The sequence below is a fragment of the Streptomyces sp. NPDC006296 genome, assembly GCF_040613235.1.
Classification (GTDB): Bacteria; Actinomycetota; Actinomycetes; order Streptomycetales; family Streptomycetaceae; genus Streptomyces.
The window spans coordinates 73,131-88,116 of the sequence record NZ_JBEXRT010000007.1 but is presented as its reverse complement, the minus strand read 5'-3'; the positions used below and the strand labels follow the sequence as shown (position 1 = coordinate 88,116).

The window sequence follows — 14,986 nt, the reverse complement described above, 5'->3', positions numbered from 1 at the left end:
AACGCGTGCGCAACGACCATCAGGGCATCACCGAGGACCAGTGGCACCAGGCCAAGCTGATCTGGGACTACCACCAGATGCAGCACGAACTGCGGCCCGTCGACGTGGCAATCGGACTGGGCAGCCACGATCTCGGCGTCGCGACCCGCTCCGCCGAGCTGTACCGCGCCGGACTGTTCCAGACGCTGGTGTTCACCGGCGGCAACAGCCCCACGACCGCCAAGGTCTTCCCTCGCGGGGAGGCAGTCCACTTCCGTGAGCACGCCATCGACCTCGGTGTCCCCGCCGATGCCATCCTGCTGGAGCCCCACGCAGCCAACACCGGGCAGAACATCACGCTCTCCCGTGAGGTCCTCGCCGCCTCCGGCATCCATCCGGCCACGGTGCTGCTGGTCTCCAAGCCGTACATGGAACGGCGATCGTTCGCGACCGCCCGCAAGCTGTGGCCCGACATCGAGTTCCTCTGCGCGTCGGAGCCGCTGGAGTTCGACGACTACCTGAAGAGCATCGGAGACGAGAAGCTCGTTCTGGACATGCTCGCCGGCGACCTCCAGCGGGTCATCGAGTATCCGAAGCTCGGATTCGCCATCGAGCAGGAAGTCCCCGAGGACGTACATGCAGCGTACGAATCTCTCATTCGCTCCGGCTTCACCAGCCGCCTCATCGCCTCGTGAGCATCCCGCTCCCGGCGGACTGTGCGCGATCCACCAACCCAACCTGTTCCCGAGGCTGACGACGCTGGCCAAGCTGTTCGCGGCGGACTACTGGATCGTCTTGGACGATGTGCAGTTCACCCGCCGCGACTACCAGCACCGAGCGCGCCTCGCCGCCGTAGACGCCCCAAGTCGCCAGCAGTGGCTCTCCATCCCCACCCACCTCCCGAGCGGTCGGCCCACCCTCATCCGAGACGCGCTGATCGAAGAGGGCGAAATCGCCCGCCGAAGGACCGCCGGAATGCTGCGGCAGAACTTCGGAGCCAGCGCGCACTGGCCCTCCCTCGCCCCGGCCCTGGACCCGGTATGGGCTTCCTTCGCCACCGGGCGGACCGCAGTGGTCGCGGAGACCTCCACCCGCGTGCTGCTGGACCTGCTCGGCTGGCGGGGCCAGATCTTCACTAGCAGCCTCCTGTCCGCCAGACCAGGCCGTTCCCTCCGGCTCGCCGACCTGGCCGCCGCGACGGGTGCTCGCGCGTACCTGTGCGGGACCGGCGGCATGACGTATCTCGACCCCGTCCCTTTCGCTGCCAGGAACATCACCGTGGCTGCCTTCCAGCCGCCGCTCACCGGCATCTGGTCGACCGCACGTCGGCTCAGTGCCTTGTGGGCTCTGGCGTCGCTCGGTCCGGACGCCCTGGCTTCTCGTCTCCGTGCCGTTGCCGACGACCATGCTGCACTGGGGCCCACCGCTCGTGAACTGCGGCCATCGGGAACGTCTGTCTGAAATGACAGCGGGCCGGAGCGGTGAAGGGCCGCGCCACCGGAATCGCTACCGCCGAGGGCGACTCCCTCGCTCCGGGACGGCAACTGGCTCCGGTGGACGCTGCTCGGCCGGAGCCGGAGTACTGGCGGCTGCTGTCGACCGCGTCGAACGGATGCGTGCGGCCTCGGCTCGGCTGATGCGTACGGGGTTGCGGCCAGTGTGCTGGATGCGCGTGATCAAGACTCGGGCCGGGCGGTGGGCCGTGTCGAGTTCGCGTTGCTCGGCGGCCTCCTTGAGGAGCTGGTGCGGTTTGTGGCCACCGGCCTCCGCATCCGCCAGGACGGTGGCGAGAGCAGGCCAGTCGCCATCGGCGAGGATGCGTTCGGCATGGTCAGGGACGGCGGCGCGGACATCGCGGGCCAGAGTGCGGCGCGCCTGTTCGCGCGGCAGGCGGTGTTCCAGATCGGCGAGCGTGGGGGCGAGGGCCTGGTCGGCAGCGGTCTGGAGGTGGTCGAGGGCCCGGCGGGCGGCGTCGGCCTGGTGAGCGTGGTTCTTCGCCTCATGCCAGCGCTGGGCGAGGACCGCCGCCCAGACCATGGCGGCGAGCAGGGCCGCGAGCGCACTGCCGTCCGATCCGGTGGCGGTGTGGATGATGTCGCGGACTGCGAGGCGTACGGTGTCGGCGGCTCGGCCTTCGGCACGGATCTGGGAGCGTTGCGCGCGAGCGAACTCCTCTGACCCTGATAGGAGTTCGAAGCGTAGGTTCGCAGGGGCGTGCTGTGCAGTGGCCTCGATCAGTTCGCCGAGCGCAGCGATGTGGGCCTGGGCTCGCGCGTCCATTCCGGACTCGTCGCCGGTTGCGTCGACGAGCTCGGCGTGGAGGGTGTCGAGAGCGTCGGTGGCCTGGTGCCAGGGGGTGGTGTGCCGGGTGCGCCGCGCGGTCGGGTGCTCCTCGGATGATGCGGTCTCCAGGCGGGCCCGCAGTTTGGGGAGGCTGAGGTCGGGGGCGATCCTTCCGCCGGCGCGATAGATCTGCTCCCCCTTGTCGTTCTCGTCGCCAGGGCGGCCGACGGCGTAGCCGAGGAGGTCTCCGGAAGGGCCGCGGCGGGGCTTGACCGCGACGTCGTCAGCTTCGAGGTAGGTGAGCAGTTCCTCGGTGTCGGTGACGTGCGGGAGGGCGGCGCGGATGCGGTCTTCCAGCCACTGTTGGCTGGTCTGCTCCCAGCCGAGGCGGTCGGCCTTGTGCATCTCGGCTTGGGTGGGGCGGCGGCTGCCTGTGCCGTCTCCCTTCTTCAACCGACGTAGCCCGTAGTCCCCTTCGATCTGGCGGCACGCGTCGCCGAGGCGGATGCCGCCGTTGTGGAGCTTGGGGCGGCGGCCGTCTTCGCGGACGGTGGTGGCAAGGATGTGGATGTGATCGTCCGCGTGGCGGACGGCGACCCAGCGACAGGCCAGGTCGTCTCCTTCGGGTGCGATGCCGGCCGCGCGCACGATGCGATCTGCGATCTCACCCCACTCAGCATCCGAGAGGTGCCGGTCCTCGGGTGCCGCACGGACTGCGCAATGCCATACGTGGTCGGTGACCGGCTTACCGAACTCGCTGTTGCGCAGTTGTACGGGCTCGTCGAGGTGACGGGCGAGTTCGGTGAGTGTCGCGTCCTCGTCGCGGCCGGGGTCGGGCATGCCGAGCATCGCGAAGGCGGCCACGAGGTGCGGGTCGAAGTGCTCGTCGTGCCGACCAGGGCCGTAGAGGTAGGCGAGCAGTCCGCGGGTCTTGGATCCGGCGGGCTTGATGGCGGCGATCATTCCGGTCAGACCTCCGTCGTGTCGGCGGGTTCGCACAGGGCCTCGGCGATCAGCTCCAGCAGCTCGTGGAGTTCTTCGAGGCGATGGCGTACGTCGGGTGGGGTGAGGTCGCTGTTGAGGGCGCGGGCGATCTGGTTGACGTTGACGCCGATGCGGTTGAGTTCGCGCAGCACTTGAGCGCGGAACATGTGGGTCCGACGTCGGTCTTCGGACAGCGGCAGGTTGGCGGTGAACCGCCCGGTGATGAAGGCAACGACGACATCGGCGGCGAAGCCGCTCTCGCCCTTGTAGCCGTGCTCGGCGGTGGCTTCCGTCAACTGGGCGAGCTGGTCGCTGGTGAAGCGCAGAGGACCGATGCGCTCTCCGCGCTTGTCTCCGGTGAACCGACGGATGGTCGGCTGGACGCCTTGCACGGGAGGCTCAGCGGCGCGGGCCGGGGTCAGGATCTCGCGCTGTACGGCGTGAAGGCTGCCCGGGTCGGGGCCGCCCTCGGCTCCGACCCCCTCGCCCGGCGCCCCCTGGCGCCGGGCCGTCTCCGCCACCCCCGGGGCGGAGAACCCCGAAGACCGGCCTTGAGTCGGACTCGGGGTACTACTGGCTCCGCCCGGGGCCGTCCTCCCAAATGCCCGACGCAGGCGGGACAGCAGCCTAGGGGACTGTGTTGAGGCAGGCGGCTCAACAGGGGTGTCGTCAGGTAGGTGCTGGCTGTGCTGCATGGAAGATGCTCCCGATACGGCTCGGCGAAATGGACCAAGGCGCCCCACCGGCATGAGCCCGCGCGTTGTCCACAGATGTGTAAATCTGCGGGGCCACCGGCGGGTGCTCGGGTGACCGGAAGGGTTCCGGTCACCCGAGCACCCGAGGCGTCAGCCGCCGGAGACCTTGATGCCAGCGGCTTCAAGTTCCGGCCGGAGCGACTCCATGACTTCGGTCTGCCGCGCGCTGCCGATCGTCAGGTTCCGATCCTTCACGGCAGCTCGCAGCAGGTCACGGGTGAGTTTGCCGTGCTGATGACCGGTGGTTCGGCCGATGTCCACCAGTTCCGCGATGGTCGCCTTCGGCGGACGGCCGCCGACTGATTTGGCCTCTGGCTCCGGGGACGTAGATTCCGTCCGCTCCTCGCCAGAAGTTTGCGGATCGTCGGCGGCAGCATCCTGCCATCGGCCCTCACCGTGCTCACCGGGCTCATCGACCGGCCGGTTCCGCACGGCTACGGAACCGATGCCGGAGGAGACACCGGCCGGGACGACGAGTTGGTGGATCTGTCGCATCAGCACGCCGAACGCGACCATCGCGGCTGCCGGAGGGACGGCAGCGACCACGTAGTCGAGGAGCGGGACGCTGCGTTCGTCGCCCGTGCCGCTGACCCCTGCGACGTTCAGTGCGATGGAGCCGACCGATCCGGTAGCGGTCACGGCGATCGCCCAGAGGTCGGTCGTACGCCGGAGCGCAGCGCGCAGCATGAGCAGTTCGCCGGCAACGATGAACGCGTCCAAGGTGGCGGGCCAGGCCCACCGGCGGATGGTGGATGCGCCGAGCCCGTGCTGGCCGGCGACATCGGCGAGGTGCGCGTAGGACAGCCAGAACGCTCCGGCTGTCAGGGCCACGATGACGATGCCGGCCGCGCCGAGCGCGAGCTGCTCTACGTCGGCACGCTTCGGTCGCTGCTCTTCGGCTGGGCCGTCATCTCGTATCTGCGGCGATGACGTGGTGAGGTACGGGGCGGTCAAGCGGGAATCTCCTTGGGGTAGTGGTGAGGGGCGTCTTCGCCGTCTTGGCCGTTGCATGTGCAGGTCAGCGCGGTACGGCTGCGCGCCGGACGTGCCGTCTTGGCAGGAAGCACTGGCGTCTTGTTCCGACTCGGAACAAGAGGTGAGGCGTAGTTCACCCCGGCTCCTGTCCGAACGCCTGCACCTGCTGGGACGGCCGCGCTACAGCAGCCGTCCCAGCGGGCAGGGCTGTGAACTGCGGCGATACGGCGAGGACGCCTGGGACGGGGCAAGACGGATCTGGACGCCGTCCCCTGCGGGCTGCACGTTCTTGGGCGTGTGCGCTGCCGTCTTGCCCTCGGTCACCGTCTTGCTGGCGTGTGCTCTGACCTGCACGATCACGGCAGGGACGGCAAGTACGGGAACCAGGGAGGTGAGGGTCAGTCTTCGCTGCGACGAGCGTCGATGGGGTAGACGGTCGGGCAGTACCGCCGCCAGGCATCGAGGAACTTGTTGCGCATGTAGCCCTTGCGCTGCGTCCGGTCGGCCATGCGTACATTGCCGGGCCGGATGTCGTAGTCCCGCAGCATCCCGCTGAGCTCCCGGGAGGTCAGGCCGAAGCGTCCACGCTCTCCCCACGGTGCTTCTGCGTCCGCGTTCAGGTGGTGCAGGAGGTCTTCGGTGGAGAGGCTGTCCGCCTCTCGCTGGGCGAAGAAGACCCGTCGGATATCGGCGAGGATGCGCGCCCCGCTCGGGTGGTCCTCCTCGGCCGCCACCTCGGCGGCGACCATTCGTGCGCACGCGATCCGCGCGAGCCGTGGCCAGCGGCCGCCGGCCAGGTCGGCGACGATCACCAGGGGCTCCCAGGTTTCGGCGGCTCGGTCCTCGACCGGCATCTCCGGCTCCAGGATCGCGGCGTCCTCCAGCAGTGGGAGGGCCCAGGCGCGGATGCGGTCGCGCAGTTCGTGCAGAGCGGGGATGTCGCGTCGCGAGCGGAAGGGTTTGACTTTCTCGCCCTCGGCCCTGCGGCGCATGCGGATGACGACCGATCGATCCATGACGGTGTCCGGCAGGTCACCGATGCCCGCGATGGCCGCCATGGCGAAGGTGGCGAACTTGTGCGGGGTGTGGTCGTTGCCGACGACCCGGGTGACGTACCGGCCGCGCTGGTGGCCGGCGTTGAGGAGGCCGCGTGTCTCCTCGTTCTTCTCCGCGACCTTGGGGCCGAAGATGGTGTCGGCCTCGTCCACCAGCAGCGTCGGCGGCTCCTCTTCGTTGATCGAGCGGAAGATGGCCGCTGGTGTGGTGTTGATGGTGAGCATCGGCTCGTGGACCGTCTCGGTCAGCACGTCCAAGAGCCGCGACTTACCGCACCGCTTCGCAGGACCCACCACTGCCAGTCGTGGGGCGTGCTGCCACGCGGGCTGGAGCTGCGTCGCCGCCACCCACAGGGTGATCGCGTCCAGCGCCTCGGAAGAGGGTGGGATCACGAACTGGGCTATCTGGGAGCGCAGTTCATTAAGCAGCTCGGATCCCGGCGTCGGCTCCGCGTCGGAAATGTTCTCCAGGCCCTTCGCCGGGTCCGCCTCGCTGCTGCCGTCGGCCGGATCGTCGTACGCGTCCGCTGTGGCACCGTCAGCCTGGGCGGGACGCAGGTGGGCGCCGGGCCGGCCGGGGATGGCTGTGGTGGGCCAGGCTGCTCGGGAGGAGGCGGAATAGGAGTCGGGGTTCTCAGGTTGCACTGGGCGGCTCCTCGTCTGGCGGTACCGGGCTTGCACGCCCCTGCCGCCGGGTCGGATCTCACGGGATTGCTGGGGAGTCTCGGGGCCTCCGGCGTTGCACCGCCGGAGGCTCTCCCTTTGCTCGCGGGGGTTTCGGTACCGCGAGCGACCACGGACAGTACGTCCACGCCATGCCACAGTCCAGCGTTCCTGTGTCAGCTCAGCGCAGAATGGTCGATGGCGCATCAGACGCCTCACGCGGCCAGCCCCAGCAAGGCCAACAAGTCTGCGGTCACCACCCGGTAGGCATTCCCAAGTCGAAGCACCCTGCACGGGTACTGGCCACGCTTGGCCAGCTCGTAACCCTTGCTCCGACCGAGCCCCAGCGCCCGATTACCCGTCTCCAGGTCAACGGCCGCCGGAAGCCCCAGAAGCTCCTCGCGACTCATCCCCTTCGCCCATCCGGCGTCGTCGTTCTCGCGCATGCGCACTCCATCCATGACTGAGCCCACGGCGAACGCGACCTCCGCGTCCGTCTCCAGGTCTTGGAATCAACGCTAAGCGAGCTAATGTGTCTCTATGACACAACACCGTAGTCATCCTAGAGAGAAGAAGGCCGACGACGGGGACGACGTCCCGGAGTGGGTGGACCAGGTCATGTCCACCGTGGCCGGCGAGGTCCGCAGACGACGGAAGGAACTGGGTTGGAGCGCGCAGGACTTGGCCGACAAATGCGCGGAGATCGGCCACCCGATCCCCCGCAACGTGATCGCCAACATGGAGTCCGGGCGCCGCTCCAACCTGCCCTTGGCAGACGTCATGGTGCTGGCCGAGGCGCTCAACACCCCGCCCATCTGCCTGCTCTATCCCGTCGGCTACGTCGAGGACGTTCAACGCCTTCCACTTCAGCACCCGACCACGTCGCTGAACGCGCTGCGCTGGTTCACCGGGGAGGAGACCGCCCTCGGCGCGGACGACGACATGCTCCGCTACTTCCGCGCCCACCACACCGCGCAGGAGCAGATGCGCCGCGCACAGCAAGACGAGGAGCACGCCCGCTACCAGGCCAAGACCGCCAACAACGCAGATCGAAAGGCCGAGGCCCTGCGAGCTCAAGCGCAGGCCGCCGTAGCCGCCGAGAAGGCCAAGACACGCCTGCACCGGGTCCGCGCCTTCATCGAGGAAGAGGGCGTCACGCCCCCATACCTGTGGCCCGACGTCATCAGCGCCATCGAATCGACCGGCACCAACCCCGACACCACCGAGGAGAATGATCTTTGAAGGGCTCCACCTATCGCCGCTGCTCCTGCCGCGACCCGAAGACCGGCAAGGAACTCGGCATCTCCTGCCCAAAGCGCAACAGCAGGAACCACTGCACCTACTCCGTCCGCCAAGAGCTCTCACCCCGCGAGGACGGCACCCGTCGTTCCTTCGCCCGTGGCGGATACGGCAACCTCAAGGCGGCCCAGGTCGATCTCGACCACGTACGCGGGCTCCTCGGGCTCGCCGACTCGGACGACCCCGAGGGCACCGAACTCATCGCCGAGATGCTGGCCGAGGTCAGCCGCGAGCGGTCTCCTCTGCCCGAGGTCGAGGAGACGCGGCGGCGCCTCAACTCCGGTCAGGACCTCATCGGCAGCCTGACCGTCGCCGAATGGCTCGACCGTTGGCTGGCCGGCAAGCGCATACGCAAGTCCGGCCTCAACCGCTACGAGACCGACATCCGCGTCCACCTGAAGCCGCGCATCGGCGACCGGCGCCTGGACCGACTACGTGTCAGCCACCTCAGCGAGATGTTCACCGAAATCCGCGACGCCAACGCCCAGATCTTGGAGGACAACACCCAACGCCGAGCCGCACGCGACGAGTTGGCGACCATCCCATGGAAGGGCGCAGAGCACCGTGCCCGCCGTAAGGCGATGAAGGCCGCGATCGACGAGATGCCGCCCTTCCGGCGCATCACCGGCCCCGCCACCCGTCAGCACGTGAAGGCGACCCTTCGCGCGGCTCTGAACGACGCGATCGGGCAGCAGATCATCACGTTCAACCCGGCCGCCCACGTGGAGATCGATCCCGTACGCAAGCCGAAGGCGCTCGTGTGGACCGACGAGCGGGTCGCCAAGTGGGAGCAGACGGGCGAGAAGCCCTCGCCCGTGATGGTCTGGACGCCGGAACAGACTGGCGCCTTCCTCGACTTCGTCGCCGAGGACCGGCTGTACGCGATGTGGCACCTGATCGCGTTCCGCGGCCTGCGCCGTGGCGAGGCGTGCGGGCAGCCGTGGTCGGAGACGAACCTCGACACCCACTTCCTCACCGTCTCCTCCCAACTCTTGCAGGACGGCTGGGAAGTGGAAGCGTCAGATCCCAAGACCGAGAGCGGCTCCCGCGTGGTCGCCCTCGACGACGACACCGTCAACGTCCTAAAACACCACCGAGAACGGCAGGACAAGGCCCGCGAAGAGTGGGGCAAAGCCTGGATCGAGACCGGCCACGTCTTCACACAGGAAGACGGCTCCTGGCTCCACCCCGGCAAGGTGACCGACCTCTTCGAGCGCCTCGTCGCCGCCTCCGGCCTCCCGCCCATCCGCCTGCACGATCTGCGGCACGGCGCGGCCACCCTCATGCTCGCCGCCGGTATCGACATCAAGATCGTCTCGGACACGCTCGGGCACAGCGACACCCGGATCACGCGTGATATCTACCAGAGCGTGCTCCCCCATGTCGGCAAGAGCGCCGCCGAGGCCACCGCGAAGCTCGTTCCCCTCCAGCGCAAGGTCGAGGCCGAGAAGGCTGCGCGCAAGGCCGCGAAGAAGCAGAAGGCCAGGAAGGCTGCAGCCAACGAGGCCGACGCTGGCAAGGGCAGCAAGCCGAAGAAGAACAAAGCGAAAGCCCAGGCCAAGGGCTCCAAGAAGGCAACTCACCTTAAGCCCAAGAACTAGGCTCCCGAGCGGCTCCGCTCAAGCAAGCAAAGTCGCGGCACCCAGACCGTGTGATGTCACCTGCCCCGAGCAACACAAAAGGCCAGGTCACACGGGCTTGCAAGATCGTGACGATGCGTTCTGAGTCGTGCTCGGCGATCCGTTTTCGGCTGGTCAGCGACATGCAGCCTGCCGATCCTATGACTTCACGCAGACCGTGGGTTCGACAGCACACAGCGTGGGCCGGCCTTCATCGCTGAGCACCGAGACCCGAACTACTGATCTGCTATGCGCTCGGCGGGGCTGGCATGTCCTGCCTGATCGAAGTGGCCCACCCGTGCCACCCACGCAGAGACCAATCAGGAGCCGGCGCCCTTGCCTCTGCGCATCATTTACTTGACTCTGGCAACGACTTAACCCGATCAAGGTAGTCCGAATACAAACGGTCTATTTCGGGCTTGATAGTGATCATAGTTCCGCGTTCATCACGGAATGGGCGGTTCGGGTCCCCTCGGAAAGAAAGCCAATTAAAACTCGTTACCACGGCGTAAGAGTCGTCCGATACCAGAACCTTAGCGTGGGTGTCTCCCAGACGCGAGAAAGTGAAGCTCTCATACTCGGTCGCCAGCCTCTGCAGCTGTGCCTCTGCTTGACGATCACGCTCTCGCGCAGATTTATCGTCACCGATTCCATATCCGATTACAACATTGACGCCGGCCGCAAGAAGTTTACGAAGGTTATCCAGAAACTCCTTATCGACGATCGCCGCACGGATCCATGGCGAGATGATTAGAAGCCTACTATTGGATGAGAGCAAAGCTCTAGCTAGTAGTGGCGCATGCTCATGCACCTCTAGCACGCGGACAGGAATTCCTTCTAGTGCGGTCTCGGCCTCGTCGAGGCGCCTAGCAACTTCTGCTGCTTGGTCGACGAATTCTTCCCTCTGTTCGTGCGATACGACGGCTGCTTTCTCTTCCAGAGCCGACAATTGATTCCTGTAGCGCTCAGTCGTACGCCTAATGACCGCCACTTCGGACTCGTCTGTGCACTGTTTGAGCAGTTCATCACTGAGCAGGGACTCGGGAGAGTTACCATCTGTGATCTGCCCAACTATCCCTACTTTCCTCAGACCTTCCGCCTTAGCGAAGGCGAGATCATGCTCCTCGCTCACTCTTCCGTCAATCGCAAAACTTACATGGATTTCTTCAGGTCGATCTACCGATTGAAAAACCAGGGAGATGGCGCGAACGAAGAATTTTTCCCTTTTCCCATCCAACGCCACAACCGTCAAGAGCTCATGCTCGGAGGCTTCAGTGACGTCACGGAGAGCTGAACCAATGCTGCTAGTGTCACCCGGACCGACCGACGGCGGATCTACAGGGAATGCGGGTATTTCTAGGATGTCGTACTGACGTAGATCTCTAGGCCGCCAGCGCATTACCTTATCAATAACGGTGTACGTCCGCTTTAGGCCGTCATAAGCCAACCGTAGCGTACGCTCCTCCGGAGTGATTTCCGCAAGATCAGATAGCACCTTCTGGCCGTGTTCGGTGACCGCATAGTGGATCTCTGACGTGCTTGTAGCGACCGCAGCAAGGCTGCCTGAATTAACGAGCTTCCCCATGATCGTGTGCACTACCTGCTCCGGTATGCCGAGGAATCTCGCGACGTCAGCACTATTTCTTAGGTCGGCTTGAATGCATTTAAGGACGAACTCGTCAAGCACACCGACGGGTTTCCTGCGCAGGAGGCGGCAACGTATAGGCACGTCCCAGAAGGGAAGACCAACCTCCCTGTACGTAGCCAACCTGTAACCGGGCCGCTTGGACAAGCGCCGCACGATCTCTTCGACTGCTGATTCTGTCATGATGCATCCATTTCCACGGTACAGTCAGCAGATCGGCGCATGTAAGAAAGCACCCGCCTCAAGGGGTTGTCGATGTCTGGAACGGAATCAATAAACCCTGCATCCCCCACTATGACCAGAGAGTCACGTGCCCGTGAAACGGCGACGTTGACTCGTTCCTCGCTTCGCAGGAACCCTAGTTCATCCCTTTCATTGGATCTGGTCACGCTGAAAATTGCAACGTCAGCCTCCTGCCCTTGGTATGAATCGACTGTGGCAACCCGCACTTTGAGCAAGTCGCGAGAGAATTCGCCGGGAGCAAGCGTTTCGACTATTTCCCTCCTCTGAGCTTCGTAACCAGTTAGAACTGCGACGCTCAGAGGCTCCGTGGACTGCTGTTTGGCAACCCATTGAAGCCTGTCAAGCAATTTGGCAATCGCTCGCGCTTCACCTTTATTTTTCACGCTCTTACCAGCTCGATTTTCACGCCTGTCTGTTCTACTGCTGGTATCGAGCCACACGGCCGTAGCTCCCAGCGCTCGTTCAATCACAGGCGATATCTGTCGCGGCTCCGAAGTGAGCGTATCATCGTAAAAGCTATGGCTGACCAATTGCCCAATTGAAGGATGCATGCGGTGTTGATGCGTGAGCGAGAAACGACACGGTTCAGGCAGTCGCTCTGACAATGCTGAGAACAATGTCTCACGCATCTCTTGTCGAGTAACCTTGTACCTGTCGAGAAGGGCAGGTTCTTCCAGGGCCTTTTCCACGAATGGCGGCAATTGCTTATCGTCACCTACCAGCACCCATTTACGGCTGTTCGCAAGGGGAACCAATGCCTCCGTCGCGGTCGCTTTCGAAGCTTCATCAATGATGCAGAGATCGAATGGTGATGTATCTGCTCCAGGGACGCCTGTAAGCCCGACACATGTCGCAGCTACGACCTGAGCACGAGCTATAAGGACAGCCGTGAAGTCTTTCCCACGGCCGAACCTTTCCTCCCACTCTGAAGCAATGCGTTGAAGACTGGCCAAGCGTGGGTCGTCTACAGCTGAGCGCTTCAGCGCCGTCGCAATTAGATCGTCAGTGGCAAGATTGGGGTCAGAGGCGAGCCCTTCGACTAGCGAGTTTCGAATACTTTCTCGCTGCTCTTTGTGCAGCTTGAGTTCCTCTCGCATACCAACAAGAAGCGCTTCCATCTCCACGAGGCGTTGCCCCAGCGGCCCTCCAGTTTCGAGTTTCGAAGCAAGATCGAGACCTACCTCGATAAACCGCTCAGCCGCAACAGAAAGATCAGTTCCTACTCCCTTCCCGGCAGCTGCTTCGATCGTTGAGGCAACTTCTAGGAGGGGGGCAGCCATGGCGTTGACTCTATCGATTTCCGATACGAGCTTCCTTCGCTCCTCTTGCGAGTTTCGAAGCTTCTGCTCAATTATCTGAACGCGGTCGTGGCGGCGCTGCAAATCTGTGGCAGCATTTTTCAGATCTGCAGAATCTAGGTCGATCCCAAGTCTGGCCGCGTACTCCTTGATGAACAGCCGGCTTTGCTCAACCACAGATTGACGCCAATAGTCCATCTGTGTAGGAACCGACAAGGGCTCCACGTCCTTGGCGAGTCTGTCTGCACGTCCGAGGCGAAGTAGAACTACCGACGGATCAAGTTCAGCAATACGCATTAACGCATTGTCCAGTGCGATATGCGTCTGCGAGGTCAGTACGATCCTTGCCTGTGGGCTCCGCCGAAGATGCTGGGCCACCATCTCTGCGATGAATGTCGTCTTTCCCGTTCCAGGCGGACCTTGCACCAAAAGGAAGTCCCGCGCACCAAGCGAGGCAGCGACTGCAGCCTTTTTTGCTTCATCGAGGTTTTGCTGTATGTACGCTTCTACAGTTACTGATTGCGGTACGGCGCTCTTACGTGGATCAAGCAAGATATCGCGGAGGTCTGCACGAACCGACCTTCGATTAGTTATGCGGTCAAGTGCATCCTTTTCTCGTTTCAGCTTGGACTTTGACGCTTCGGAGTCGAACTCTAGGTAGCCCCGCCGGGGGAGTGCATTGCTACCCCCGCGGACACTGGTGACATAGAGAATCACGTCATTATTTTCGATCCCTTCAACTTCTCCGAAGAGTACCCTCCTGCTTCCTTCCCTAATCAGTCGCGCTTCACCAATTTCAACCCCCGTGGCGTCCTCAACACGGAATCGAACTCTGCTCCCGTCTCGCCGATATTGGTCATATTTGACACGAACGCCCCGCTCATTCTCAAGAGCAAACTTGGCGTTCAGAGAAGAGCGCCACGGAGAGAATGCATCTGCATCGGCTGCGGCCGCCTCTCTCTGCGCCCGCTCGCCGTCTTTCTCAGTTACCAACTCCAGAAGTTCTGTAAGCTCTCTTGCTGCATTGCGCGCATCTGTTGGTGAGCTCGTTCGCAACTTGAGACGTGGGCGATACCACGTTGAGCGCGCCAGCTCAAGCACCTGTGCAGGGGCACGTTGTACGCGAACAACTCGCAGGAGACCTGGACGGGTCCGATGCTCTTGGAGACGCAACATGAATCTTTGTCCGCACAGTTGGAGATCTGGCTTCGCTCCCGCACGTCCGTCGAAAGCCAGCGCACCCACTTCCCGGATGTCGTCCAAGACCTGGCTCTTGGACATCGATACGTTGTACTGTTTCAGGAAGGCTTGTAGCACCTGATCAGGGAAGTCCAAAAAAATCTCAACTTCAGGTGCACGTCGCATCTCCCGGCGACTTTGAATTTCCTCCAGCTGGGCTTTCAGCACACCAGCACTCGGAGGGCGATCGTCTGGATTGTCCGATAGGCATGGTGCTAGCGCTTTGGCAATTTCCGGTGGTAGGTCTAGGTTCGCAAATCCAGATAGTACATTTTCCTCATCAGCTGGAACTCGACCTGTAAGGCAGACAAGCACCAAGACAGCGAAAGAATAAAGGTCATACGACGCCGTGGGCGTCCGAGTTCCTCGCTCCTGCGGCGAATACGGCACCGTCCCCAACGGGGCCATGGTGAGTCCGAGGCTGACAGTCTCCGCAAGTCGCGTAGTGCCGAAGTCGGCGACCTTGTACCCGCCAGTCGCAGACATGAGTATGTTCTCCGGCTTTACGTCTCTGTGGACGAACCCCTCCGCATGGATGACAGCAAGCCCCGAGAGAATTTCTCTGGCCACCGGCCAGAAATCGTCCCATCCTTCAATCTGGAGGTCATCAAGTGCTGCTAGAAGATCCTGATCTAGCCATTCGAAAACGAGGTACGGGCATCCGTCGTTGCAGCGGCCCCAGTCGATCAGCCGGGCAAGATTTGCATGATCTCCAAGCGCTTGGTAAGCACTCAGTTCGTTAGTCCAGGCAGCTTGCAGAACGCGATCATCCAAGACCTTTGAAGGATTGAAGATCTTGACTGCCACTGATGAATTATCATTCTCAAGGTCTGCTGCCTTAAATAGCTTCGCATGCCCTCCTTCGCTGACAGGAGAGCTAGGCAGAGCGAATCGATCTGCGATGATCGGCAAATTCATTACCCCCAGCTAAGCCGCCGCGACTCCCCCT

The 14,986-nt window shown here is 63.5% G+C and carries 11 protein-coding genes; 4 read left to right on the top strand and 7 right to left on the bottom strand.

Going from position 1 to position 14,986, the window contains the following annotated elements; all coding sequences use genetic code 11:
* Nucleotides 1-5 precede the first annotated feature (5 nt).
* A complete protein-coding gene (locus ABZ172_RS07200) occupies nt 6-674 on the top strand; it encodes a YdcF family protein (protein WP_356881028.1) in 669 nt (222 codons plus the stop codon).
* The gene (locus ABZ172_RS07195; protein ID WP_356881026.1) at nt 616-1,440 is read left to right on the top strand and encodes a WbqC family protein; all 825 of its coding nucleotides are present in this window, start codon (nt 616-618) and stop codon (nt 1,438-1,440) included. The genes ABZ172_RS07200 and ABZ172_RS07195 overlap by 59 nt, the downstream gene beginning before the upstream one ends.
* 45 nt (nt 1,441-1,485) lie before the next feature.
* On the opposite strand, the gene ABZ172_RS07190 is transcribed toward ABZ172_RS07195, so the two are convergent.
* From ABZ172_RS07190 to ABZ172_RS07170, 5 genes are all read right to left on the bottom strand, one after another.
* A complete protein-coding gene (locus tag ABZ172_RS07190; protein WP_356881024.1) occupies nt 1,486-3,225 on the bottom strand; it encodes a mobilization protein in 1,740 nt (579 codons plus the stop codon).
* A gap of 5 nt (nt 3,226-3,230) precedes the next feature.
* Nucleotides 3,231-3,767, bottom strand: coding sequence for a MobC family plasmid mobilization relaxosome protein (locus tag ABZ172_RS07185; protein WP_356881022.1), 537 nt, complete (start codon nt 3,765-3,767; stop codon nt 3,231-3,233).
* 324 nt (nt 3,768-4,091) lie between these two features.
* Complete coding sequence (locus tag ABZ172_RS07180) at nt 4,092-4,955, bottom strand: DUF2637 domain-containing protein (RefSeq protein WP_356881020.1); 864 nt, start codon at nt 4,953-4,955, stop codon at nt 4,092-4,094.
* Between the two features lie 419 nt (nt 4,956-5,374).
* Nucleotides 5,375-6,676, bottom strand: coding sequence for a DUF3631 domain-containing protein (locus ABZ172_RS07175; protein ID WP_356881018.1), 1,302 nt, complete (start codon nt 6,674-6,676; stop codon nt 5,375-5,377).
* A gap of 233 nt (nt 6,677-6,909) precedes the next feature.
* Nucleotides 6,910-7,140 (bottom strand): hypothetical protein, encoded by a 231-nt coding sequence (locus tag ABZ172_RS07170; protein ID WP_356881016.1) that lies wholly within the window; start codon nt 7,138-7,140, stop codon nt 6,910-6,912.
* A 94-nt stretch (nt 7,141-7,234) separates the two neighbouring features.
* Between ABZ172_RS07170 and ABZ172_RS07165 the strand changes: the two genes are divergently transcribed.
* Entirely contained in the window at nt 7,235-7,936 is a 702-nt protein-coding gene (locus ABZ172_RS07165; protein ID WP_356881014.1) for a helix-turn-helix transcriptional regulator, read from the top strand.
* Entirely contained in the window at nt 7,933-9,594 is a 1,662-nt protein-coding gene (locus ABZ172_RS07160) for a tyrosine-type recombinase/integrase (RefSeq protein WP_356881012.1), read from the top strand. Before ABZ172_RS07165 ends, ABZ172_RS07160 begins: the two co-directional genes overlap by 4 nt.
* Before the next feature lie 367 nt (nt 9,595-9,961).
* Here ABZ172_RS07160 and ABZ172_RS07155 read toward each other — a convergent pair whose 3' ends face one another.
* Complete coding sequence (locus tag ABZ172_RS07155) at nt 9,962-11,440, bottom strand: phospholipase D-like domain-containing protein (protein ID WP_356881010.1); 1,479 nt, start codon at nt 11,438-11,440, stop codon at nt 9,962-9,964.
* Complete coding sequence (locus ABZ172_RS07150; protein ID WP_356881008.1) at nt 11,437-14,955, bottom strand: AAA domain-containing protein; 3,519 nt, start codon at nt 14,953-14,955, stop codon at nt 11,437-11,439. Before ABZ172_RS07150 ends, ABZ172_RS07155 begins: the two co-directional genes overlap by 4 nt.
* Nucleotides 14,956-14,986: the final 31 nt, after the last annotated feature.